Origin of the sequence: Bradyrhizobium sp. NP1, from assembly GCF_030378205.1 — a bacterium.
Classification (GTDB): Bacteria; Pseudomonadota; Alphaproteobacteria; order Rhizobiales; family Xanthobacteraceae; genus Bradyrhizobium.
Genome location: NZ_CP127385.1, coordinates 5429237 through 5451055 on the forward strand (window position 1 = coordinate 5429237; position 21819 = coordinate 5451055).

Genomic DNA, 21819 nt, shown 5'->3' on the forward strand with positions numbered 1-21819 from the left:
TTGCCGCCTCGGCGGCAGGTATCAAACGACGGCGGCGGCGGGCCGCTGAAACAGCGGTCCACCCGCCGCTTCCTTGCGTGACCGGTAGACCGCCAGCACGCCTTGGCACGTCTTCACGTTCAGGCGCAGGAAATCGAGCTTCAACCGATCGAGATCGCCGGCCGTGATGCGGTAGTTCGGCGCCCCGAGAAAAAGCAGCGCCATCGCGGTCGGCCAGGAAAAATCGAGCGCCTTGGCCAGGATCAACGCCGGCTCCCGATCCCTCTCCACCAGTGCGCGCTCCACGATGTCGATCGGCAGCGGGCACAACAGCGACAGCGCGACGGCGGTCTCGTTGAACCTCAGCGAGTGGGCGAACTCGAACACCTTGTCTTCGGTCAATTCTCCGCGGTCGTGGAGCTTTGCCACCGTTCGCTTCGCGGTGAAGTAGTCCTTCGAGGCCGGACCAAATCTTGCGTGAATTGCGCCTGTAACATCGACGACGACGCTCCGAATCTCGGGCTCGATGTCGGGACGCTCCTTTTCGAGCTTCCGCCGCACCTCATCCGAGGCCTTGGCGATCAGCTGGTGGAAGAGCTGCCGGGGAATGTCCTTTCGAAGTCCGACCGACTCGGCAAGGATCGAATCTCCTTCAGAGCGCCGCACCAGATGCAGGAAGCCCAGGTTTGAAAAACTCGCGCCGCTGTTTGCGGCCACCGCGTTCACGACGTCGCTCGATCCGCGAACCACGAGGACGTCGGTGACGGCTTCGGGCACCGACCTTCGCTTCGAGATCGCGAGCAAATGCTGCTGGCTCCGCGTTCGCGCGCAGGAAACCAGCGTCTCCACGTCAAGACGTTCGGATTGGCTCAGCACGGGCCACGCGACGTCGATGCTGTCGTCCGAGGCCAGCTCGCGGGTCAGCTTGAACGGCGCGTTCCTGCTGACCGCCAGCTTTCCCGCCAGCCGGGCGCGCGCGCTCGTCTCGATCTCGCGGGCAAGACGGCTGATGATCTCGCCGAAGGTCCAGATCTCCTCTTCGGAATAGGTCCCTGCGATCAGCACATCCGTCGCGTGCCACAGGGCGCGCAGGCAGCTCTCGGCAGTTCCCTTGGAAACTGCATCTTCCAAATCGGACAGAAACGATGCGTGTGCAGCCATTTTGAACGGCTCAATCGTTGAACAAGACAAAGAAAATCAAATCGAGCAATGCAGGCGCACTACAGCAGGTCTGGATTGAATGATTGGTAAAACGCCCGCCCTCATGAAAGCTTGGCTGATTTTGCGGAAATCAGATCGATCAGATTTTAGCGAAATGCCAACCGGCATGGCATCGGCGAAGCGCCGGCCGTTGTTGACGGTGCGCGCCGGCATGGGCCGCGGATCGTTGCCCGCTTCCAATGTGAGATCCTTCACAGTGGAAGACGATCGTCCGGTCTAGTGTGGTCGAATCCGAAGTTCGCAAAAGAGGATGCCGCGCAATGACGCGAACTTCGGATCGAGCGCACTGGACTCGCGACCACATTCAAATCGCATGTCGACTTTCCCGCGAAAAAAGGCAGCCGCGTCATGAGCAGCGACTCTCCGCTTTCGAACCCACAGAGGTGGGACTGGCCGTTCTGGATGAAGGGCAGCATGCCCAATCCGCTCGACGTCTTCGCGGCGCCACAGAATCTCGTCCAACCCATATTGCCGGGGTGGGTGTTCGGCAGCGTGTCCGTCACCGAACAGAATTCGAGCGATCCCGATACCGAACGAGCGATTGTCGCTGCGCAGAGCTATGGCCGTCAGCTCGGCCGGGTCATGGACGCTGTCGCCGCCCTCATTGCCGAGTTGCCGAAGGCCAGGCAGGAAGCAAAGCCTTTCCAGGCGTTCGCGGAAATCCGTCGCGAGATCGACGACATCAAGACAGAGGCCGCAGCCCGACGCCTCGACCGCATCGTGGCCGACCTTGCGACGCTGAAGCAGACCAAGCCCGCGGAATATGATCGGCTCGCCGCGACGCTTCGCAAGGCCCTCAAGGGAGCGTCATGAAGTCTTCGGCTCCCGTTCTGGCCTGTTGTCCAGCCTTGTCGAGAAGGTCCGGCCGTCCACATCCGTGAGCCGGACGAGTTTCGCCTGGGCCGTCGCACCCGAGCCGGGCGCGGGTAGCGTCACGCTGGCGGCGGCTCCCATCGGAGCCCGGATCCCGAAAGGACCGGGCGCGAACTTGTTGTAGGCGTAATCGTTCGCGAAAGCGGCCTTTGGCAATGCCGAGAGCGCGGCCGCGTCGTAATGCGCGACCGGGCGGTTGTCGGCGTCGAGCAGATCGGCCGCGACGACATGCACCGGCGCCTCGGGCGTACCGGCATCGAGGTAGACGTGGAAGCGGACGGAGCCGTCCGGCAGCAATCTTGCGTCGCTGAGCGTGAGATGATGCTTGGTCGGGCTGACCGGTCCGCCATGGAACGGCGTTACCACCGAGCCGCGGTAGTAGCTGTAGGTCCCGACGTCGAACACCAGCACGAAGCCGAGCACCGCGAGCGCCACGTTACGAAAGGCGATGTCCGGAAGCGGCAACGGCAGGCTTCCCGCCATCCAGCGAAACCAGGCCTTTTCAGCGAGCGCGGGATTGCGACGGATCAGGACATTGTCGATGGCGTACGCGCCGCCGCCGCCGAGCAGCAGCGTTGCACCCATCGCGAGATTGCAGGCGGCCATGGTCCATTCGTCGATGCAGGTCGCGCCCTGCCAGCCGAACATCGCCATCAGCAGCACGGAAAAACCCATCGATGCCAGGGCGGCGGCGCGGGTCAGGGCTCCGGCCATCAACATTGCGCCGACGATGAGCTCAGCGGCGCTGAACAGGATCACGCCGGCATAGAGCAGCCAGAAGTGATGCAGCATGAAGCTGATCAGATGATCGGTGCCGAACAGCGCTCCAGGCATTGCAGTCTGAAACTTGTTCGCCATCCAGGTGGGCGCGTCCGGATTAAGCTTCTCGGGCGAATAGATGAAGCGCCGTGAGCCGCCTCCCCAATAGATGAAGCCTTGAATGACGCGGACCGACAGCAAGGCGAGCGCCGCCGTCCGCCACATGCGCTGCGCCTCGGTCGGCCCAACGGCGTTGCCCGTCAATCGCGCGACGCCGGGTGCCGATGTAAAGGAAAGAATAGACATGAGTGCATCACCTGAATTGGCGCGCGGTCAATTGGCCGGCGCGGCGCCCGTGTAGGGCTTGAATCCGTAGCGCTCGAAGATCGAGAGCGCCGTGGGCGAACGGATGAACGACAGCCAGAGCCGGGCCGCCTCCGGGTGCGCCGCCCCCTTCACCTCCGCGCCGGCATAGATCGCCGTCGTGTTCTGCGCTGATGGGATGTCGACATGGGTGATCGGATTGCCGATCTGCTCCTGGAACATCGCCTCGGATTGCCAGGTTACGCCCGCCTGGGCGCGTCCCTGCATCAGGAAGAGCGGCGTTTGGCGATGGTGGATCTGGGTCAGAACCGCGCTGCCGTCGGCAACCTTGGTCTTGTAGACGGTCGTGGCCAGGGCGTCGCCGCCGGCTTTCTTCAGCGACGCCTCGATCTGCCGGGCGATGCCCTCGAACTCGGGATTCGGCATGGCCAGGGGAAGGTCGGGCCGCGCCAGATCGGAGAGACCGTTGACATGGCCCGGATTGCCCGCCGGCACCATGATCGCCAGGGTATTGGTCACGTAGGGAACGGCCGGACCGGTCAGCACGCCCTGATCGATCAGGCCTTGAACCTTCTTCAGCCCTGCCAGATAGGCGTCCGGCTTCGCTGTCCAGGTCATGTTGCCCGAGGTGACGGTACCGCCGGCCTTGAGCTGCTTCTCGAGCAGGCCCGGCGGAAGGGTCTCCCAGTAGATCCTGCCCTTGAACTCGGGATGCTGCTGCTCGAAGGCCGCAACCAGCGGCGCCATGGCGAAGAAGTAGTTGCCTCCGACATAGAGCACGAGCTTCGGGTCGGACACGTTGCCATGGAAATCGGCGAGATCGTCGACCTCCGGAACCGTGAATGAGAGCCCGCGCTCGGTCGCGTCATTGTTCTGTCCGTGCTGCCAGGGCGGAAAGATCGAATCGTGCTGGACCGGCTCCGCGGAGTGGGCGGCGAGCGGCAGAAGAAGGGCAGCGGCCAGCACGGCGCCGCAGAAGGTGGTTTTGCGCATTCGAGCCTCCTCACGCCGCATAGTGAAAGCCGACCTGCTGCAGCTCCGGAATGGTCGCAACGATTCCGGGGGTCAGCACCACGCCGTCGATGAGATGGTTGGTCAGTTCTGCCGCCACCGCTTCGTGCGAGCCATGATCGGGATTTTTCCCGGAGGCGATCAGCTTCGCCGTCACCTCCCAGATCGCGTTATGGCACGCCATGAAGACGACGCCGCGCTCCTGTAACGCGGGGATGGTGTCCCCGGTCGGCCCGAACACGCTTTTCGGATCCTCGCTTTGCGCGAAAGCCGTGGGAGCCGGCTTGAGAACCGCCAGCGTGTTGGATCCGAACCTGGCACCCGCAAGCGCTGCGAGGTCGTACTTGTCCCACATCGTCTGGTCGAACAGCGCGAGGTGAGCCGTGCCGTGGGTCGCGGAGACGGCAAGGAAACCCCTGTGTCCGAACGAGAAGACCTGCGCATTGACCGCGTTGCGCATCAGGTTGAGCCAGGGGCCTCCGATGTCGGTGTTGTCCCATACCTGCTTGGGCGTGCCGCGATAGGCGATGATCTCCTTGAGCGCTTCGTCATCCCAGAAATCGGGATGCTCGAGGATCATCGGCACGGTCTTGAAGTCGCGTCGGCGTGGCGCGCGACGCAGCCGCCCCGTCAGCTCGGAGAGCTCCCGGGCACCGGGCGGGATGATGCGCTCGGTCGTGGCGGCGCGCGAGGGACCAGCGGCAAGCGCAGCGGCGCCGACCGCCAGCGCGCCAAAGCCGACAAGAGCGGTGCGCCGTGAGTTGTCGATCATCATTGGTGTCTCCTGAAGTTGCGTGTGCGGCGAACAGCAGGCCGCCTGCTTTCCCGTGAAGTAGGGACTTGCGGAGTGGCTTCAACGCAAATTTTCAGATCGATCTGATCGCTCCACGTGATGAAACGATGCGGAATTTTCAGTTCACACGATTGGCTTGCGCCCTACCCCGGTCACGGGGGTCGTCCGCGCGGCGGACGATTTCGCCAGGCATTTCAACGTGATTTTGGGTCGTCCAGTCCCTTGCTGAAAAGTATTTCGTTCGAGCCGTCGGGCAAACCAGTGGCTTTCCTCGGCACGTGCCGGCACCCCGAGGCGAAGCGGGTGGACCCGACGTATCCCGGTTGCGGCACATTCAAGCGGACAGATCGCGCCGTTAACGATCTGTTAACCATAGCGACCTAGCCTGAGGTCACCAGCGCAATACCGTCCGGTTTGTTCAGGAGAACGGCCGATGCCCATTGAGACACTGACATATGCCGCGCTTGGTGCCCGTCTGGGAATCTCGCAGAGAGCCGCCCGTTCGCTTGCCCAGCGGCTCCGGTTGCCACGCTCACTTTCGGACGATGGCAAAGCATTGGTGAGCGTTGATCTCGCTGAAATAAGGCATACGCCGCGGCCACGAGGCAGTCGCCCGGCTGGCGCCGAATTTCCGGCGGCAAGGATCGTGGCATTGCAGGCGGAGATCGCGCAGCTCGAAGCAAGGGCAGCCGGTCACCGGGCAGATTTCGAGCACGAGCGCCAGCGCGCCGATCGCCTGATGGTTGAGCTGCTGCGCGCGACCGCCGAGACGATGGCGGCCAAGGAGGCAATGGCGCGGCTCGAAGGCTCTTTGCGCGGCGGTGGTCGAGCTGGAGGCGCTATCGACAGCCCCGGACAAGCTGCCCGACGGCTGGGCCTTCTTGCCGCGGATCTAGTGGAAGCAGACCGCAAGGCTAGTAGATAGCAATCCGCGTCTACTATCGCCGGAGCACGCGCGAGGCAAAATGACCAGCATTACCGATATTCGCGAAATGAGGGCGCGCATCGTCGTGTTTGGGGTCGGCGGCGCCGGCGGCAATGCCGTCAACAACATGATCGCGGCCGGGCTGCAAGGCGTCGACTTCATCGTCGCCAATACCGACGCACAGGCGCTCACCTCATCCAAGGCCAAGCGCCTCATCCAGATGGGCAGCGGGGTGACTGGCGGCCTTGGTGCGGGCGCGCAGCCCGAAGTCGGGCGCGCCGCAGCCGAAGAGGCAATCAATGATATCCGCGATCATTTGACTGGCGCGCACATGGTGTTCGTTACTGCCGGCATGGGCGGCGGTACCGGCACCGGGGCTGCGCCTGTTATAGCCAGGATCGCGCGTGAGCTTGGTATTCTCACCATCGGCGTCGTCACCAAGCCATTCCACTTTGAGGGCCAGCGCCGCATGCGCTTTGCCGAAGCAGGCGTCGCCGAGTTGCTGAAGGCCGTGGACACCCTGCTGATCATCCCAAACCAGAACCTGTTCAGGGTGGCCAACGAGAAGACCACATTCGCCCATGCCTTCGCCATGGCCGATCAAGTGCTTTATTCGGGCGTGGCCTGCATCAGCGACCTGATCGTCAAGGAAGGTCTGATCAATCTCGATTTTGCCGACGTTCTCTCCGTCATGCGCGAGAAGGGCAAAGCCATGATGGGCAGAGGCGAGGCTTCCGGCGAGAAGCGTGTGCTCAATGCCGCTGTGGCTGCGATTTCCAATCCATTGATCGAGGACCCCTCGATCAAGCGTGCCAGTGGCCTCATCATCTCCATCACCGGCGGCAAGGACCTGGCGCTATTCGAGGTCGACGAAGCCGCGAACCGCATTCGCGAAGAGGCCGACCAGGACGCCAACATCATCGTCGGCGCCACTTTCGATGAAAACCTGGAAGGCATCGTCCGTGTCTCGGTGGTGGCGACGGGCATCGATAATCTTGGCACGACGCGCCAGGCGCAGCCAGCGGGCTCACTCACGGAACTCGCCGGCAGGCTGCAGAACGACAGCCGGCGCGTCGCCGACCGGATCGAGCGTCGTGCACCGCCGCCGCAATTGAAGAGTCCGGCACTCCGCCCGATGGCCGGCGACCCCGAAGCGCGGCCGGCAAAGCCGATTTCGGACTATGGGCGCGATGTGGCTGCGCAGGGTCTCCATCCGCACGGGCATTCCTCCGCCGTGCGCAATGCGATCGAAAGCGTTCTCGATATCCCGGCCTTTCGGGGCCGCAAGGCGAGCTGAGCCGCCGTCGTCGAACCATGGAGCGCGCCAACGAGCGGTCGGCGCGTTGAAGCCGTTCCGGGTGCAGCGACGCCATAGCGTTTTCGAGCGAAGCGGGCACCGCTTCGCGTGAAGAACACGCGTCAAAACAAGAACCTAGTGTGGTGGTTCGGAAGTTCTCTTCATTTGTGCCGCGAGCCCGTCAAGAGAACTTCCGAACCAAAACCACACTAGAATCATAGATTTGCTAGTGTCCTTTCGGACCCGAAGTTCGCAAAAGGACCTGCCGCAAAATGATGCGAACTTCGGGTCCGGGACACTAGAGCATCGGTTCTGATTCGATCAGAACCGATGCTCTAGGCCGCCCGGACTGTGACGAGGAAACTCTCGACCTCCTGCTTCAACCGCTGGGATTGCGTTGCGAGTTCGCCTGCCGAATTGAGAACCAAATCGGCGGCGGTTCCCACCTGACCGGATGCCTGTGTCACATCGCCGATGTTCTTCATGACGCCCTGTGTGCCCAGAGCGGCCTGCTGCACACTGGCAGCAATCTCTTTGGTCGACGCACCCTGCTCCTCCACCGCACTGGCAATTGCAGTTGCGATCTGGTCGATCTGACCGATGGTGGCGCCGATCTCGCGGATCGCTTCTGCCGTCGTTCCGGTGGCGTCACGGATTGCCTGAATCTGGTCGGCGATCTCCTCTGTCGCCTTCGCGGTCTGCGTCGAAAGCGCCTTCACCTCTCCGGCCACAACGGCAAAGCCTTTGCCTGCTTCGCCGGCCCGCGCGGCTTCGATCGTCGCGTTCAAGGCCAGCAGATTGGTCTGTCCGGCGATGTTTTGAATGAGGCCCATGACCTCACCAATTTTTTGCGTCGCCTCCAGCAAGCCTTCCACCATCGCGTTGGTGCGATCAGCCTGCGCAACGGCGCTTTGTGCTATCGACGCCGAATGAGCAATTTGACGGGAGATTTCTTTCCCCGATGACGAAAGTTCCTCCGCCGCGGCGGCCACGGTCTGCACGTTCGCCGTTGTCTGCTCGGCGGCTGCGGCAACAGTCGTGCTCTGGCGGGTCGTCTCTTTCGCGATCGCGGACAGCGATTGCGCCGAGCGCTGCATTTCGCTGGCTGCTGACGCGGCCGCGGCTGCGATCCCGCCGACACTTTTCTCAAACTCGCTCGCGATCCGATTCATGGCCAGTTTCCGCTCCGCCATGGCGCGAGCGCTCTCTTCATCGCGCTCTGAGCGAAGCCGTTCGGCGTCGATCAGCCGGTCCTTGAAGACGGCAAGGCTGCGGGAGATCCGGCCGATTTCGTTGCGATTCTCGACGAACGGCACCTCAACCTTCAAGTTGGCTTCGGCGAGATCGTCCATGACGCCGCAGATCGCGCCAAGCGGCCGAACGAGCCCTCGACCAAGCAAAAATGCGGTCAAGCCGGCGATGAGCAATCCAGCGAACCCGCCTGCCGCGATCCAGATGGCGCGGTCGAAAACCACCGCGTCGATATCGTCGGTATAGACCCCTGCCTGGATTGCCAGCAGCTTGTCACCCTCGCCATAGCCGCCGGCATAGGTGAGCTTGGGCAGTTCGGGACCACCCGTTGCTTTCGGCACCTGATATTCGAGAAAACCGCCGCCGGTGCGGGCCTTGCCGACGATGCTTTGAATCAGGAGTTGGCCCGTGTGGTCCTTGTAATTCCAGCGATTGACATTGATGTATTTCGGATTGGCGTGCACATAGGTAACCCCGGCATTGGTGCTGCCGGCGCCGTAGACTCCGAGATAGTCCGCGGATTTGCCCCAGCGCATTGCGCCGATCGCATCGAAAGCAAGCTGACGCGCCTCCTCTTCCGAAAGCTTGCCTGCTTTGGCTTTTTCCTCATAGGCCGCCAGGATCTTCTTCGCAGCCTCGACCAGATCGAACACCTTGGTCCGGCGTTCCTCGATGACGGTACTGCGAAGGACCATGACCTGAGCAGCCAGCGCGGCGACAAAGGCAACAGTTAAAACCGCAATGATGATCGCGAAACGATTGTAGACAGACAGGTGTCGCATTGATTTCGGCCTTCGCAGGAGAGAGCGGTTGCCGAAAGTACCATTTTACCCGTTAAGCAATCATTGAGCATGTGCACAGGCATCCGAAGTCCATCTGTCCTCGATATCCGGGGGGCTACTTTTCACAGTTGACGAGCGATCGAGCAAATCGACCAACGTCCGCTCATCGCCCCGCCCGCGTCGGTGCGGCGGGGACCGCCCCCATGCACTGCTGCACCTCGCCCGGCACATTATAGTCGCGCATGACAGTGCGGCTGTCGCGCAGGCCGCACGCCTCTCGCTGCACCACGAACATCCACAGTGCGTGGCCGGCCTCCGTCACCAGGGTGCGCCGCGGCTGCTGCGCTGACGCTCGTGCGCCAGGAAGGGCGGCATCGAACTCCCGCAGCCTGGCGAGCGCCTCTTCCAGCGCTCGCCCCATCCGTCCGAGCGCAGCGGCCTTCTCCTGGGCGATCTCATGGCTGAGAACGTCGACGGGAGCGCCATGAAGGCGAAAATCGCGGGACATCGCTCATATATAGCGCCACATGGGGCGCTCCCCAAATGGCCTAAGGTCTGCTGTCCAGCCTTGCCGAGAAGTGGTTCCAACGTGGCCGCCGAATTCCCGCTTCCGAGGGAATAGCAGGCGCGGGCGAGCCTTGCGTCGGCGCTCACGGCGGGCGGCAGTTGCCCCAAACTGCTCGAACCACAAGCGCGGACGCTCTAAACTCTCCATGCTCTTGGTCAAACTTCGAATTCCAGCCGCCCGCGCAACAAACCGATTCCAGTCGCACCCGCGAAGAGGAGCAGAGCATGAAGGGCGAGAAGAAAGTTATCGAATACCTCAACAAAGCGCTCCGCCACGAGCTCACCGCGGTGAACCAGTATTGGCTGCATTACCGCCTGCTCGACAATTGGGGCTACAAGGCGCTGGCCAAGACGTGGCGCAGGGAATCGATCGAAGAGATGCAGCATGCTGACAAGCTCATCGAACGCACCATCTTCCTCGATGGAGCTCCCAATATGCAGACGCTGGAATCTCTTCATATCGGGAAGACCGTGAAGGCCGTGCTCGATAGCGACTTGCAAGCCGAATTGTCGGCGCGCTCCCTCTACGCTGAAGCCGCGACCTATTGCCATTCGGTCAAGGACTACGTGACACGAGATCTGTTTGAGCAACTCTTGCACGGTGAGGAAGAGCACATCGACTTTCTGGAAACTCAGATCGAACTCGTAACGAGGATCGGCCTTGAGCTATATGCGCAGCGTCATATCGGAGACCTCGACGAGGACTGAAGTGTTGACTGCTTCTGGCCCGAATCCGACGGCTTGCCGGAGGAGCCGAGTATGTCGGCTCTCCGTCCCCGTCGTTCAGACATCAATTGGCCGGTCGTTGACCCCACAGATGACATGCGGCTCTTTCGCCAACCTTTTGCGCACCCAAGCTGCTTTGGCAGAATTTCGAGGTCGCTCGTTGAGCCGCGCCCGGCTCAAGCGTCAAAGACGAAGCGTGTTCCGGTGTAAGCACGCAGCAGCTCCATCGGTTAGCTTTGGTTGCCTCCAGGCGCCGCTGACAGATTGCAACGGAGCAAGCCCCCTTCTCGCGGCGACCGCCTCATGCGTTTAGCGGAGGAGGCACTCAAAAAGGGCGAGTTTTGTGCGGTCGAAGTTTGTTCGCGATCGCCGCCGCTATGGCCGCAAGAGCGAGCGACTCACCTTCACTCCGCTGCGTCAGGCTCGCGCACTGTGTGCTCTGCGGAATGTATAGCGGCTGCTACGCGCCGCCTCGTCGAGCACGCTATGCGCACCGGAAATCGATCTCTCTGGAAACGGGCTCAAACGTTCAGGTCCGTTATCCTCATAATTCCGACCACGTTGCCGTCATTGTACGCCTGCTCTTTGGTGTCCTTGTTGCAGGTCCAGACAAAGTTCTTCTTGGCCGCAAAGGTCTTTCCTTCCTGCTCAATCCGGAGCTCCCCTTCGGTGATATGGCAGACCATGGGATTCATCATCGGGGGCCCCATCGTCTTCGATCCCGGTTGCATAATGACATCGCGCATTGAGACAGTCTTGAAACCGGGGATGAGGGACGGTGTCTCGCTATCATAAGCACGCACCACGACACCCGGCCACGGTGTCGAGTCCTTGTAGCCTGTGGTTTGAGCGGCGGCTGACTTCATCATAGCCGCCGAGGCCGCGGTCAACCCAATCCCCAATGCTGACCTCCGATCGATCTTGTTCATCGCTCTTCTCCAGAGGTTATGGCAACGAGCCGCCGCAACAGCGGTCCGCGCATTTCGTGGACTGTGGATCATAATGCGAAACCGAAAAGGGGGTCGGTCTCTTCAGGGTGCGTTCCCGCCGATGGCACTGGGCTGCTCGCTCGCCCCCAAGCGGTGACTTCGGCACGTCCCGCTTCAACGGCAACTTGCATCCTACGCAATTTGACGCGACTGAGAAACAGGTGATTGAGCCCCGCTGCACAGTGTGTCCCCTTGGCAGGCGCACTGCGACATCTGCTTTCCGTGGCCAAGCGGACCTTCGGTGTTCATAAGTACGCCGAGTTGCCGTTTGCCATCTCTCATTGCCGCCCCCCGCTCACTCGGGGCAGGTTGTATGATTGGGTAAAGCGAAGCGACCCTTGCCGTCGCAAGCGGCTGATTTGCCCGGACAGGCAAAATCACCACGTTTTTCCGAGATCAAGCCGCTCGCGCAGCCTCAAAGACGGCGAAAACCGCGTGCGCGCAGAGGACGATTTCGCGAGCGGGTTCAACGTGATTTGGGTCGTCCAGTCCCTAATCGAAAAATATTTGGCTTGTTGCGTCGGGCAAATCAGTGGCTTTCCTCGGCACGTCCCGCCCGATCAGAGGGGCGTTACGCGTCGTCACGATACGTTGGGCGGGATGCGATGGACGCAACGATGATGTCAGACGAACACCATCGATGCGGACGGCGAAGTCGCGTGGTCCTGGCATCCCTGGGCTGGTGCCAAGTTTGCGGACGGTGATCTGCAGGCGACGGTGACTAAAAAGTCATGGACACCGGGGAGAGCGCGAAGGAAGCCGTTAAAACCATTGCGCGGGGAAGGCCGGATGTTGCGGCCAAACCTGTGGTGACTAACTCGTGTGCTTTCCTAGTTGCGCACGAGGCTGCGGGTGCGGTCACGCGCCCGGCCTTCCCTGCGCCCTCTGTTTCGAGGGACATCGTCTTGCAAGGCTCGGACGGATTTTCCGCCGCGGGAATGCGAGGTCACATCCGCTTTTGCTGTTTGACAAATCAATCAGAATCGTAGGGTGGGCAAAGCGAAGCGTGCCCACCATGGCGTAGCATGCTATCAAGAGGTCATGCCGAACTATCGTCGTGCCAATGTGACAGGCGGGCTGTTCTTCTTCACCGTTGCGCTTGCCGATCGTTCGAGCAATTTGCTGATCGAGGAAATCGATCGCCTACGACAGTCCTACCGGACCATTCAAGAACGACGTCCTTTTGAGACGATTGCCGTCTGTATTTTGCCTGATCACATTCACGCCCTGTGGGCATTGCCTCAAGATGACCGGGACTTCGCCACCCGTTGGAACCTCATCAAGAGCGGGTTTTCCCGCGGAGTCGACGCGAAGCCGAGATCACAAAGCAAGGTTTCCAAACGCGAAAAGGGAATCTGGCAGCGTCGCTATTGGGAGCACGCAATTCGCGATGAAGCTGATCTCGAGCGTCACGTCGACTACATCCACTTTAATCCCGTTAAGCACGGACACGTAGCGTGCGTTGCCGATTGGCCTCACAGCAGCTTTCATCGCTTTGTCGAACGCGGCTTGCTGGAAGCCGATTGGGGCGGGGACATGAAGGACATTGCGGGATCGTTTGGAGAATGAATGGTGGGCACGCTTCGCTTTGCCCACCCTACTTCTCATCGAGGGACATCGTCTTGCAAGGCTCGGACGGATTTTCCGCCGCGGGAATGCGGAAGTGCGGCTCAAGGCGAAATGGATGAAGCGGAAGATCCGGCGCGCGCATCGCCACCAGACCCCCTGCTCCCTGCTCCCTACTCCCTATTCGCTTGCTTCACTGCCGCCGCCCGCTCGCGGCCGGCGCCGGCTGCGAGGCCTGCGCACTGCTCGGGCTGTTGCTCGCGCCGAACAGCACGCGCGTCGGGTTGCGGTCGAAATTGTTCACGGCGCGGCTGATGTCGGACAGCGTGCGGCGGCCGTCCGACATGAGCGCACCGGAGCGCTTGTCAAAATCCTCGGCGAGCTCGCGGATCGATTTCACCGCCAGGAACAATTCGCCGCCCTCCTTGCCGCCGGCCAGCGTGTTCAGCCCCAGCATCAGGTTGTCGGCCTTGCCCATCACGCCATCGACCCGCGCCATCACGCTGTCGATGCGCTCGGCATTGCGCGACAGCGACGCGGTGAAGGTTTCCAGGTTCTTGAGCGAATTCTTCACCGCTTCCTGGTTGTCGGCGACCACGCGGTTGATGTTCTGCAAGGTGCCGCGGATCGCCTCGGTGACGTCCTGCAGGCCGTTGGGGTCGGCGGTCAGCACCGGTATGCCATCCTCGTCCAGCGGCACCGGCGGGGCGGCTTCCGCGCCGCCCTTGAGCGAGATCGCGGCGACGCCGGTCAGGCCCTGGAATTCGAGACCGACGAGGGTGTCCTTTCGGATCGGCGCGTTGTTCTCGACCATTGCCAGCGCCACCACGCGGCGCGGATTGTCGAGCTTCACCGAAACCACTTCCCCTATCCGAATACCGTTGAAATTGACGCTACCGCCATTGCGCAGGCCGGACGCGGGACCCTCGAAGATGACGCGCAGCGGGCTGCGCGCCTTGGTGGTGTGCAGCGACTGGAACCAAAGCACGAAGCCGAAGGCGGCCGCGATCACCGCCAGCGTGAAAGTGCCGATCAGGACATAGTTCGCCCGCGTTTCCATCGAGAACTCCGAGTCCCTCTCTTAGAACTAGCCCATCACTGCGCGGGCGCGCTTGCCGTGGAAATACTGCCGCAGCCAGGGGTGCTGCGAAGCCTGCATGTCGGCCATCGAACCTGCGGCAATGATCTTGCCGTTCCCCAAGACGGCGATCCGGTCGCAGGCGGTGTAGAGGCTGTCCAGGTCGTGGGTTACCATGAAAACGGTCAGCCCCAAAGTCCGCTGCAGCGTGCGCACCAATTCGTCGAAATCGCCGGCGCCGATCGGATCGAGCCCCGAGGTCGGCTCGTCCAGGAACACGAGTTCCGGATCGAGCGCGAGCGCGCGCGCCAGCGCCACGCGCTTGATCATGCCGCCCGACAGTTCGGACGGATAGCGGTCGGCGACCTCCGGCTTGAGCCCGACCATGCCGAGCTTCGCCACCATGATCTCGTCGAGCAGGCGCTGCGAGACCTTGAGATATTCGCGCACCGGAAACTGGATGTTCTGCCGCACCGTAAGCGAGGAGAACAGCGCGCCCTGCTGGAACAGGATGCCCCAGCGCCGTTCCACCGCGCGCCGCGCGGAGGTGTCGGCAACGTCGAGGTCGACGCCGAACACCTCGATGCGGCCGGCGATCTTTGGCACCAGGCCGATGATGGTGCGGGTCAGCACCGACTTGCCGGCGCCCGACGGACCGACGAAACCCAGGATCTCGCCGCGCTTGACGTCGAGGTTGAGCCCGTCGAGCACGCGCGTCGCGCCGAACTGCACGGTGATGTCGCGGACCCGGATGATGGCGTCCTGTTGAACCGTCGCCATGCTCACATTCCGATCGAGGCGAAGAAGATCGCGAACACGCCGTCCATCACGATGACGAAGAAGATGCCCTTCACCACCGAGGACGTCGTGTGCTGGCCGAGCGACTCGGCGCTGCCCTGCACCGCGAGCCCCTCGACGCAGGCGACGATGCCGATCACCGCCGCCATCACCGGCGCCTTGACAAGGCCGACGGTGAAATGATCGATCGAGATGGCATCGCGCAGGCGGAGCAGGAACGCTTCGGGATCGACCCCGCCATAGAGCCAGGCGACGAGGCCGCCGCCATAGAGCGCGGCCATGGCGCCGAGGAAGGCCAGGATCGGCAGCGCGATGATCAGCGCCAGCATGCGCGGCAGGATCAGCACCTCGATCGGATCGAAGCCCATGGTGCGCAGCGCATCGATCTCCTCGCGCATCTTCATCGAGCCGAGCTCGGCGGTATAGGCACTGCCGGAGCGGCCTGCGACCATGATCGCAACCAGGAGCACGCCGATCTCGCGCAGCACCAGCACGCCCAGCATGTCGACGACGAAGATGTCGGCCCCGAACTTGCGGAAATGGAAGATGCCCTGCTGCGAGATGATGCAGCCGATCAGGAAGGTGATCAGCACCACGATCGGCACCGCGCGCCAGCACACCTGCTCGAGGTGATGGACGGTCGAGGTGAGGCGGAAGCTGCGCGGGCGGACGATGACGCGGGCGCTCGCCGCGAGCACTGCGCCCAGCATGTCGACCAGGCTCGCAATCGTGCCGCCGATCCCGGCCACGGTGCGGCCGACCTGCTCCAGCATGCCGGTGATGGTCACCGAATAGGTGTCGACCGCGGGCGAACCCTTCACCCGCCGCACCTCGTCGACCAGGCTGGAATAGTTGGCCGAGAGCCCCGCGATGTTGGGCTCGACATTGCCTTGCGTCAGGCTGCGGCGCAGCCGCTCGATCAGCCAGGCGCCGAAAGTGTCGAGCTTGGAAACCTGCGAGACGTCGATGAAGATGTTGGGGCGGCTGCCGGCAAGCTTTTCCGCCTCCATCACCAAGCGCTCCAGCGCCGGCGCGAAGCGCGCGGTCCAGGAGCCGGCGGCAACCAGCGCAAGGCCGCTGCCCTGCGCAATCCGCTCCAGTGTCGGATCTCCATTCACGTGAGATACTCCCGCCCCCGGCCCCCGGCCGCCCAAAGAAACGCAAAGATCCACTGCCTTGTCGAAGCAACCAAAGCCCGCCATGGTTGGTAGCGCAAGGCCAGTCTACGGTTCAGAAATTTGCCAGATATTAAAATGACTTCCAGCGAACTTCCAATGCTTCGGTTGCGAATCGAGCGCTGGCCGATCAAAGGCGCGTTCACGATCAGCCGCGGCGCCAAGACCGAAGCCGTCACGGTTGTGGCCGAAGTAAGCCAGGGGAACAACAGCGGCCGCGGCGAATGCGTGCCCTATCCGCGCTATGGCGAGACGCCCGAGGCGGCGCTTGCCGCACTTGAGGCGATGCGCGAACGCCTCGCCCAGGGCCTCACCCGGCACGGCTTGCAGGCCGCCATGCCGCCGGGGGCCGCCCGCAACGCGCTCGATTGTGCACTCATCGATCTGGAGGCCAAGCGGACCGGCCGGCATGCCTGGAACCTGCTCGGCCGATCCGAGCCACGCCCTTGCGTGACCGCTTACACGATCTCGCTCGGCTCGCCGGAGACCATGGCGGAAGCGGCCGCCGGGGCGGCGCACCGCGCTCTCCTGAAAGTGAAGCTCGGCGGCGACGGCGATGGCGCCCGCCTCGCCGCGGTGCGCAAGGCCGCGCCTCGCTGCGAATTGATCGTTGACGCCAATGAGGCCTGGACACCGGCCAATCTCGCGGAAAACCTCGCGGCCTGCGCGGAAGCCGGCGTCACGCTGGTGGAGCAGCCGCTGCCGGCCGGCCAGGACGGCCTGCTTGCCGAGATCCGGAGGCCGGTCCCGGTCTGCGCGGATGAGAGCGTGCATGACCGCACCTCGCTTGCGGCCCTGCGCGACCGCTACGATGCGGTCAACATCAAGCTCGACAAGACCGGCGGCCTGACCGAGGCGCTCGCCATGGCGGATGCGGCGAAAGCGCTCGGTTTCGACATCATGGTCGGCTGCATGGTCGCGACCTCGCTCGCCATGGCGCCCGCCATGCTGCTCACGCCGCAGGCGCGCTTCGTCGACCTCGACGGCCCGCTGCTGCTCGCCCGCGATCGCGACGACGGCCTGCGCTATGAGGATAGCCTGGTCTATCCGCCGGCGGCCGCGCTCTGGGGCTGATGCGCGAGGCCCCGCCGCGCCACCGCCATGACGATCGCGCCGGCAAGCGCCATTGCCGCCATCAGGCAATAGACGCCCTGTCCATAGCGCTGATAGACCGCGCCGGAGACGATCGAGGCGCAGCCGGCGACGATGCCGCTGCAGGCGACGAGGTAACCCTGCCCGCGCGCCATCACATGGCCGGGCACGCGCTGCACCATCAACCCCATGGTGCCGACCTGGGTCAGCCCGAAGCTCAGGCCATGCGCGAGCTGCACCACGGCGAGCAACGCGATCGGCGGGTTGAGCGCGGTCAGCACCCAGCGCACGGCCGCCGCGAGCGCCGCGATCACGACCAGCGTCGCCGGCTGCAGCGTGAAGCGCGGCGAGAGCGCAAACAGAACGATCTCGGCGAGCACGCCAAGCGTCCACAAGCCGGCGATGGTGAGCCCGCCATATCCCGCCTGCTGCCAGACAATGGAGGCAAAGACGTAATAGGCCGAGTGGCTGCCCTGGACGAGGGCGGAGGTCGCGATGATCGCGACGAACCCCCTGTCGCGCAACAAGGCCCGCGCGCCATGCTGCGCCCCATCAGGGGCCTTGGCGCCGGCGAGCGGGGCCAGCGCGAGGCTCGCCAGCGCGCAAAGTCCCGCGACCGAAGCGATCACCCAGATCAGGTGCCTTGGGGCGATCGCGTCGACCAGCCCCCCGCAGACCAGCGCGCCGACGACGAAGGCCGCCGAGCCCCACAGCCGCAGCGGCCCGTAATTGAGCCCGTAGCGCCGCACGCCGCGCAGCGCATAGGCGTCGGTGAGCGGCACCAGTGGCGTCCACAGGCAGCACATCACGGCGTAGACCAGCAGTACCGCGAGCGGCTGGTAGAGTGTGCCGATCGCGACGAAACCGAGCGCGGTGGCAAAGGCCGTGATCCTGATCGCGCCGCGCACCGCCTGGCGGGTTTCCGCCAGGCCGGTCACCAAGGGCAGCACCGTGAATCGCGTCACCGGCGGCACCGCGGTGACCAGCCCGATCCAGAACGCGTCGAGCCCGATCGCCTTGAGCCAGACCGTGAAAAACGGCAGGTGGGCGCCGGTCGTGCCGAACAGGGTAGCGTAGAATACCGCGAGCCGCGTCGCGAATCGCCTGGCCTGCGTCTTCGAAGCGATGGGGATTTGTGATTCGCGTCTCATCAATTCAATTGCGATTCGGCCAATAACATGATGATCGTTAGCTCAACGCGCGGTGATTTGCGCGCAAGAGTTTGCCATGGCCGAGGAAGCTTTCGCCCTATCGCCGATATCAGCCCGCGCGGCCCAGCCGAGCGAGGCCGACTACGACGCTATCCGCGAGGCGTTCATGGAGACCTCGCGCGGCCGCTGGTTTCTCGGCGAATACGCCAAGCGCAACCGCAACGCCGACACCACCATGGTGCTCGACGCGGTGGCCCGGATCGAGGAAGCTTTGGCGTCGCAGCGGCAGGCGGAGCCTGCCGACGACAGGCTCGCCGAGGCGCTGGCGGCGATCGGCGGTACAGTTGCGCGGGCGAATGCGGCGGCGGTCGACGCGTTCGACGACCTGCGGCTCGAGGAGCATCTGGCGCCGATCCGAAAAGGCGCCCGCATCCTGAAGGAGATTTCCTGGCGCTGGCGCGAGATCGGCGCCGACGGCCGGATCTGCGACATCCTGGATGCCCAGGTCGCAGCCATCGAGGCCGGCAGCGCCCAGCTTTCCTCGGCCGACCCGCGTGCGGCGCTCGCTGCCGCCTTTGATTTGATCAGGGCGAGGGTCGCAGAGTTCGCCGAAGCGGACGGCATGGCGGAGACGAGCGAGAACGCGGCTGCGCCCGCGGCGCGCGCCCCCTCGCCTGCAATGCTTGAAGCCGCTGAGCAAGCCGTGTTCGAAGCCGAGCAAAACATGGCCGGGCCGGCCGCCTCGCCAGAGATGGAGAGCGCGAACGGCGCGGCAGCGCATGCCGACGACGAGGCGGTGCTCGACCTGGTCGCGATGGAAATGGCGGCGCCCGATTCGGACGACGCGTTCTATGTGCCGATGCCCGAGCCAATGGCGGCCGCCGAGCCCCCGGCCGCAACTCCCGTCATCGACGTGCCGGAGCGCGCGACCACGCCCGCGGCCGAGCGGCTCGCGGAGCCGGCGCCGGCAACGTCGTTCGAGCCGCCGGCCCCTGCAGCCACAATCGAGCCGCCGATCGTCGAACTGTTCGCACCGGCCGCCGAAGCGCCTGCGGAGATGGCCGCGCCGGTTGCCGCGGCAGCCGTCACGCCGCTGCCCGAGGTCTCGCCGTCGCTCGGCTCGACCATCATCGCGAGCGGGATCCTGCGCAGCCCCAGCGTGCCCGCGAACGATCCGCTGGCGCCGATCCGGCGCATGAGCCAGGCCGAGAAGATCGCGTTCTTCTCGTAAAGGCTCCGGCGACGCCGCCAAGCCTCTGACGACAAATCGCATTCCCCGCCGTCTCCGTCACGCGGGGCATTCCTGCAGCCGGCAACGACAAGGGGCAGAGCAGCGATGCTCTGCCCCTCTCTTTGAACGACGATTTCAGGCGACGAGCCTGGCAAACAGATCGGCATCCACGTTGCCGCCGGAGAGCACGACGACGACGGTCTTGCCGCGCGCCTCGATCCGGCCGGCAAGCAGGGCGGCGAGCCCGACCGCCCCGCCGGGCTCGACCACCAGCTTCAACTCGCGAAAGGCAAAGGCGACCGCGGCCGCCACCTCGGCGTCGGATGCGGTCACGCCCTGGGACAACAAGCGGCTGTTGATCGCAAAGGTGATCTCGCCGGGCATCGCAGCCATCAGCGCGTCGCAAATCGTGCGGCCTGCGGCATGATGCGCCTCGCGCGCTCCGGCGCGCAGCGAGCGCGCATGGTCGTCGAAATTCTCGGGCTCCGCGACGATCACGGCGGCGCCGGGAAAACGCGCCTTCACCGCGGTCGCAACGCCCGCGATCAGGCCGCCACCGGAAGCCGGCGCGATCACGATGTCGGGGGCAAGCCCGAGCGCGGCCATGTCCTCGGCGATCTCGCGGCCTGCGGTGCCCTGGCCTGCAATCACGAAGGGATCGTCATAGGGCGGCACCACGGTGGCGCCGCGCTTCTGTGCAAGATCGCGGGCGATGGCCTCGCGGTCCTCGCGATCGCGGTCGTAGAGCACGACCTCGGCGCCATAGGCCTTGGTGCGCTCGCGCTTCAAGGCCGGCGCGTCGGAAGGCATCACGATAGTCGCGGGCATGTCGAGGATCTTGGCGGCGGCGGCGACGCCTTGCGCATGGTTGCCGGAGGAGAAGGCGACCACGCCGCCCTTGCGCTTCTCCTGCGGGATCGACGACAGCTTGTTGAAGGCGCCGCGAAACTTGAACGATCCGGTCCGCTGCAGCACTTCCGGCTTCAGAAACACCTTGGCGCCGACCCGTTCGTTCAGGACGGGAAAGGACAACAATGGCGTTCTGACTGCGACCGGCGCCAGCACGCGCGCCGCCGCATCGATGTCGGATGGGGTGACTGGAAAAGGCGAGGCTGTTTGGGTCATACCCGCTTGTATCGCGCCGGGCGACAGGCCGGCAAGTCACGCCCCCGGCAAGTCAGGCGACGAAGCGCGGTTCCTGGGCGATGAATTCAACGCCGTTCGGGTCGGGCTCGTGGATCTCGGCCATATGCTCGATGAAGGCGCGGGTCGAGACCTCCCAGGTTTGCCGTGCGGCAAAATCGACGCAGGCTTGCGGGCGGATTTCGAGCGCGGCAAGGCACGCCTCGCGCAAATCATCGTCCAGCACCCCGACCGGCTCGGTTCCGATCACGTCGCGGGGGCCGGTGACTGGAAAAGCGGCAACCGGCAGACCACTGGCGAGTGCTTCCAGGAGCACGAGGCCGAACGTGTCGGTCTTGCTCGGGAACACGAAGACGTCGGCCGCCGCATAGACCTGCGCCAGCGCCTCGCCATGCAGCGCGCCGAGGAAGATCGCCTCCGGATAGTTCTGCTCGAGCATGGCGCGCGCCGGGCCGTCGCCCACCACCACCTTGGTGCCGGGCAGGTCGAGATCGAGAAACGCCTCGAGGTTCTTCTCCACGGCGACGCGGCCCACGCTGAGGTAGATCGGGGCCGGCAGGCAGAGATCGACCGCACGCGGATGAAACAGCGTGACGTCGACGCCGCGCGGCCACAGCACCACATTGGCAAAGCCGCGTTGGCGCAATTCGGTAGCCAGGGCCGGCGTCGCCGCCATCACCGCCTGGCTCGGGGCGTGGAAACGGCGCAGCGCCCGCCACACCAGGGATTCCGGAATCGGCGCGCGCGCCCGGACATATTCCGGAAAGCGGGTATGGAAGCTCGTGGTGAAGGGAAAGCCGTGCTTGCGGCAATAGCGCCGCACCAGAAGCCCGATCGGTCCCTCGGTCGCGATATGGATGCTGTCGGGCCGCGCGTCCTCGATCAACCGCGCGATCTTGGCCGGCCGCGGCAGCGCCACACGCAGATCGCGATAGCTCGGCATGCCGAAGGTGCGGAAGGATTGCGGGGTGAGGAAGCTGACCTCGGCGCCGAGTGGCCGCGCCGTGTCCGCCATCATGGTGAGCGTGCGGACCACGCCGTTGACTTGCGGATGCCAGGCATCGGTCGCAACCAGGATGCGCATCAGG

21 protein-coding genes are annotated in these 21819 nt (G+C 64.1%); 7 read left to right on the top strand and 14 right to left on the bottom strand.

Annotated elements, in window-relative coordinates; genetic code table 11:
* Positions 1 to 21: 21 nt before the first annotated feature.
* Together QOU61_RS26375 and QOU61_RS26380 are read right to left on the bottom strand one after the other, a co-directional pair.
* Entirely contained in the window at positions 22 to 1140 is a 1119-nt protein-coding gene (locus tag QOU61_RS26375) for a DUF2336 domain-containing protein (protein ID WP_289654138.1), read from the bottom strand.
* Positions 1141 to 1176: 36 nt separating this feature from the next.
* Entirely contained in the window at positions 1177 to 1380 is a 204-nt protein-coding gene (locus QOU61_RS26380; RefSeq protein WP_289654139.1) for a hypothetical protein, read from the bottom strand.
* Positions 1381 to 1548: 168 nt separating this feature from the next.
* Here QOU61_RS26380 and QOU61_RS26385 point away from each other — a divergent pair, with 168 nt between their 5' ends.
* The gene (locus tag QOU61_RS26385; protein WP_289654140.1) at positions 1549 to 2013 is read left to right on the top strand and encodes a hypothetical protein; all 465 of its coding nucleotides are present in this window, start codon (positions 1549 to 1551) and stop codon (positions 2011 to 2013) included.
* Here the strand turns inward: QOU61_RS26385 and QOU61_RS26390 are convergent.
* Genes QOU61_RS26390 through tetH form a run of 3 tightly spaced genes read right to left on the bottom strand, consistent with a single transcriptional unit; the run spans position 2008 to position 4942 of the window.
* The gene (locus QOU61_RS26390) at positions 2008 to 3138 is read right to left on the bottom strand and encodes a TQO small subunit DoxD (RefSeq protein ID WP_289654141.1); all 1131 of its coding nucleotides are present in this window, start codon (positions 3136 to 3138) and stop codon (positions 2008 to 2010) included. The two genes, QOU61_RS26385 and QOU61_RS26390, sit on opposite strands and share 6 nt — an antisense overlap.
* Positions 3139 to 3165: 27 nt before the next feature.
* Positions 3166 to 4149, bottom strand: coding sequence for a substrate-binding domain-containing protein (locus QOU61_RS26395; RefSeq protein ID WP_289654142.1), 984 nt, complete (start codon positions 4147 to 4149; stop codon positions 3166 to 3168).
* A 10-nt stretch (positions 4150 to 4159) separates the two neighbouring features.
* Entirely contained in the window at positions 4160 to 4942 is a 783-nt protein-coding gene (gene tetH / locus QOU61_RS26400; protein ID WP_289654143.1) for a thiosulfate dehydrogenase, read from the bottom strand.
* A gap of 451 nt (positions 4943 to 5393) precedes the next feature.
* On the opposite strand from tetH, the gene QOU61_RS26405 reads away from it, so the two are divergent.
* Together QOU61_RS26405 and ftsZ are read left to right on the top strand one after the other, a co-directional pair.
* Positions 5394 to 5885 (top strand): hypothetical protein, encoded by a 492-nt coding sequence (locus tag QOU61_RS26405; RefSeq protein WP_289654144.1) that lies wholly within the window; start codon positions 5394 to 5396, stop codon positions 5883 to 5885.
* Positions 5886 to 5925: 40 nt separating this feature from the next.
* Positions 5926 to 7182 carry a cell division protein FtsZ gene (ftsZ, locus tag QOU61_RS26410; RefSeq protein ID WP_354142475.1) on the top strand — a complete coding sequence of 419 codons (1257 nt, stop codon included), beginning with the start codon at positions 5926 to 5928 and terminating at the stop codon, positions 7180 to 7182.
* A gap of 335 nt (positions 7183 to 7517) precedes the next feature.
* On the opposite strand, the gene QOU61_RS26415 is transcribed toward ftsZ, so the two are convergent.
* On the bottom strand, positions 7518 to 9215 hold the full coding sequence (locus QOU61_RS26415) for a methyl-accepting chemotaxis protein (RefSeq protein ID WP_289654145.1): 1698 nt from the start codon (positions 9213 to 9215) through the stop codon (positions 7518 to 7520).
* A gap of 163 nt (positions 9216 to 9378) precedes the next feature.
* The gene (locus QOU61_RS26420) at positions 9379 to 9723 is read right to left on the bottom strand and encodes a DUF6665 family protein (RefSeq protein WP_289654146.1); all 345 of its coding nucleotides are present in this window, start codon (positions 9721 to 9723) and stop codon (positions 9379 to 9381) included.
* 284 nt (positions 9724 to 10007) lie between these two features.
* Here QOU61_RS26420 and bfr point away from each other — a divergent pair, with 284 nt between their 5' ends.
* Entirely contained in the window at positions 10008 to 10490 is a 483-nt protein-coding gene (gene bfr, locus QOU61_RS26425; protein WP_289654147.1) for a bacterioferritin, read from the top strand.
* Positions 10491 to 11029: 539 nt separating this feature from the next.
* On the opposite strand, the gene QOU61_RS26430 is transcribed toward bfr, so the two are convergent.
* Positions 11030 to 11437 (bottom strand): hypothetical protein, encoded by a 408-nt coding sequence (locus tag QOU61_RS26430; RefSeq protein ID WP_289654148.1) that lies wholly within the window; start codon positions 11435 to 11437, stop codon positions 11030 to 11032.
* A 1101-nt stretch (positions 11438 to 12538) separates the two neighbouring features.
* Between QOU61_RS26430 and QOU61_RS26435 the strand changes: the two genes are divergently transcribed.
* Positions 12539 to 13066 carry an REP-associated tyrosine transposase gene (locus QOU61_RS26435; protein ID WP_289654149.1) on the top strand — a complete coding sequence of 176 codons (528 nt, stop codon included), beginning with the start codon at positions 12539 to 12541 and terminating at the stop codon, positions 13064 to 13066.
* A 190-nt stretch (positions 13067 to 13256) separates the two neighbouring features.
* Here QOU61_RS26435 and QOU61_RS26440 read toward each other — a convergent pair whose 3' ends face one another.
* Genes QOU61_RS26440 through QOU61_RS26450 form a run of 3 tightly spaced genes read right to left on the bottom strand, consistent with a single transcriptional unit; the run spans position 13257 to position 16057 of the window.
* On the bottom strand, positions 13257 to 14123 hold the full coding sequence (locus tag QOU61_RS26440; RefSeq protein ID WP_289654150.1) for an MlaD family protein: 867 nt from the start codon (positions 14121 to 14123) through the stop codon (positions 13257 to 13259).
* A gap of 27 nt (positions 14124 to 14150) precedes the next feature.
* Entirely contained in the window at positions 14151 to 14921 is a 771-nt protein-coding gene (locus tag QOU61_RS26445) for an ABC transporter ATP-binding protein (protein WP_289654151.1), read from the bottom strand.
* A gap of 2 nt (positions 14922 to 14923) precedes the next feature.
* On the bottom strand, positions 14924 to 16057 hold the full coding sequence (locus tag QOU61_RS26450) for an ABC transporter permease (RefSeq protein WP_289654152.1): 1134 nt from the start codon (positions 16055 to 16057) through the stop codon (positions 14924 to 14926).
* A 135-nt stretch (positions 16058 to 16192) separates the two neighbouring features.
* Between QOU61_RS26450 and dgcA the strand changes: the two genes are divergently transcribed.
* Complete coding sequence (gene dgcA, locus QOU61_RS26455) at positions 16193 to 17188, top strand: N-acetyl-D-Glu racemase DgcA (protein WP_289654153.1); 996 nt, start codon at positions 16193 to 16195, stop codon at positions 17186 to 17188.
* On the opposite strand, the gene QOU61_RS26460 is transcribed toward dgcA, so the two are convergent.
* A complete protein-coding gene (locus QOU61_RS26460; protein WP_289654154.1) occupies positions 17158 to 18357 on the bottom strand; it encodes an MFS transporter in 1200 nt (399 codons plus the stop codon). The genes dgcA and QOU61_RS26460 overlap by 31 nt on opposite strands.
* A gap of 76 nt (positions 18358 to 18433) precedes the next feature.
* Between QOU61_RS26460 and QOU61_RS26465 the strand changes: the two genes are divergently transcribed.
* Positions 18434 to 19588: a hypothetical protein gene (locus QOU61_RS26465; protein WP_289654155.1), complete on the top strand. Its 1155-nt coding sequence runs from the start codon at positions 18434 to 18436 to the stop codon at positions 19586 to 19588.
* 135 nt (positions 19589 to 19723) lie between these two features.
* Here the strand turns inward: QOU61_RS26465 and QOU61_RS26470 are convergent, their stop codons facing one another.
* Both QOU61_RS26470 and QOU61_RS26475 read right to left on the bottom strand, forming a co-directional pair.
* Positions 19724 to 20713 carry a threonine ammonia-lyase gene (locus QOU61_RS26470; protein ID WP_289654156.1) on the bottom strand — a complete coding sequence of 330 codons (990 nt, stop codon included), beginning with the start codon at positions 20711 to 20713 and terminating at the stop codon, positions 19724 to 19726.
* A 52-nt stretch (positions 20714 to 20765) separates the two neighbouring features.
* Positions 20766 to 21815 carry a glycosyltransferase family 4 protein gene (locus tag QOU61_RS26475; RefSeq protein ID WP_289654157.1) on the bottom strand — a complete coding sequence of 350 codons (1050 nt, stop codon included), beginning with the start codon at positions 21813 to 21815 and terminating at the stop codon, positions 20766 to 20768.
* Positions 21816 to 21819 lie beyond the last annotated feature (4 nt).

What these genes read in the sequence shown, in the direction of transcription:
- QOU61_RS26385 (WP_289654140.1), top strand. Translation starts at nt 1,549, where the DNA reads ATGAGCAGCGACTCTCCGCTTTCGAACCCACAGAGGTGGGACTGGCCG.
- QOU61_RS26390 (WP_289654141.1), bottom strand. Translation starts at nt 3,138, where the DNA reads ATGTCTATTCTTTCCTTTACATCGGCACCCGGCGTCGCGCGATTGACG.
- ftsZ (WP_354142475.1), top strand. Translation starts at nt 5,926, where the DNA reads ATGACCAGCATTACCGATATTCGCGAAATGAGGGCGCGCATCGTCGTG.
- QOU61_RS26460 (WP_289654154.1), bottom strand. Translation starts at nt 18,357, where the DNA reads ATGAGACGCGAATCACAAATCCCCATCGCTTCGAAGACGCAGGCCAGG.
- QOU61_RS26415 (WP_289654145.1), bottom strand. Translation starts at nt 9,215, where the DNA reads ATGCGACACCTGTCTGTCTACAATCGTTTCGCGATCATCATTGCGGTT.
- QOU61_RS26465 (WP_289654155.1), top strand. Translation starts at nt 18,434, where the DNA reads ATGGCCGAGGAAGCTTTCGCCCTATCGCCGATATCAGCCCGCGCGGCC.
- QOU61_RS26395 (WP_289654142.1), bottom strand. Translation starts at nt 4,149, where the DNA reads ATGCGCAAAACCACCTTCTGCGGCGCCGTGCTGGCCGCTGCCCTTCTT.
- tetH (WP_289654143.1), bottom strand. Translation starts at nt 4,942, where the DNA reads ATGATGATCGACAACTCACGGCGCACCGCTCTTGTCGGCTTTGGCGCG.
- QOU61_RS26470 (WP_289654156.1), bottom strand. Translation starts at nt 20,713, where the DNA reads ATGACCCAAACAGCCTCGCCTTTTCCAGTCACCCCATCCGACATCGAT.
- QOU61_RS26420 (WP_289654146.1), bottom strand. Translation starts at nt 9,723, where the DNA reads ATGTCCCGCGATTTTCGCCTTCATGGCGCTCCCGTCGACGTTCTCAGC.
- QOU61_RS26475 (WP_289654157.1), bottom strand. Translation starts at nt 21,815, where the DNA reads ATGCGCATCCTGGTTGCGACCGATGCCTGGCATCCGCAAGTCAACGGC.
- dgcA (WP_289654153.1), top strand. Translation starts at nt 16,193, where the DNA reads ATGACTTCCAGCGAACTTCCAATGCTTCGGTTGCGAATCGAGCGCTGG.
- QOU61_RS26440 (WP_289654150.1), bottom strand. Translation starts at nt 14,123, where the DNA reads ATGGAAACGCGGGCGAACTATGTCCTGATCGGCACTTTCACGCTGGCG.
- bfr (WP_289654147.1), top strand. Translation starts at nt 10,008, where the DNA reads ATGAAGGGCGAGAAGAAAGTTATCGAATACCTCAACAAAGCGCTCCGC.
- QOU61_RS26430 (WP_289654148.1), bottom strand. Translation starts at nt 11,437, where the DNA reads ATGAACAAGATCGATCGGAGGTCAGCATTGGGGATTGGGTTGACCGCG.
- QOU61_RS26445 (WP_289654151.1), bottom strand. Translation starts at nt 14,921, where the DNA reads ATGGCGACGGTTCAACAGGACGCCATCATCCGGGTCCGCGACATCACC.
- QOU61_RS26375 (WP_289654138.1), bottom strand. Translation starts at nt 1,140, where the DNA reads ATGGCTGCACACGCATCGTTTCTGTCCGATTTGGAAGATGCAGTTTCC.
- QOU61_RS26435 (WP_289654149.1), top strand. Translation starts at nt 12,539, where the DNA reads ATGCCGAACTATCGTCGTGCCAATGTGACAGGCGGGCTGTTCTTCTTC.
- QOU61_RS26405 (WP_289654144.1), top strand. Translation starts at nt 5,394, where the DNA reads ATGCCCATTGAGACACTGACATATGCCGCGCTTGGTGCCCGTCTGGGA.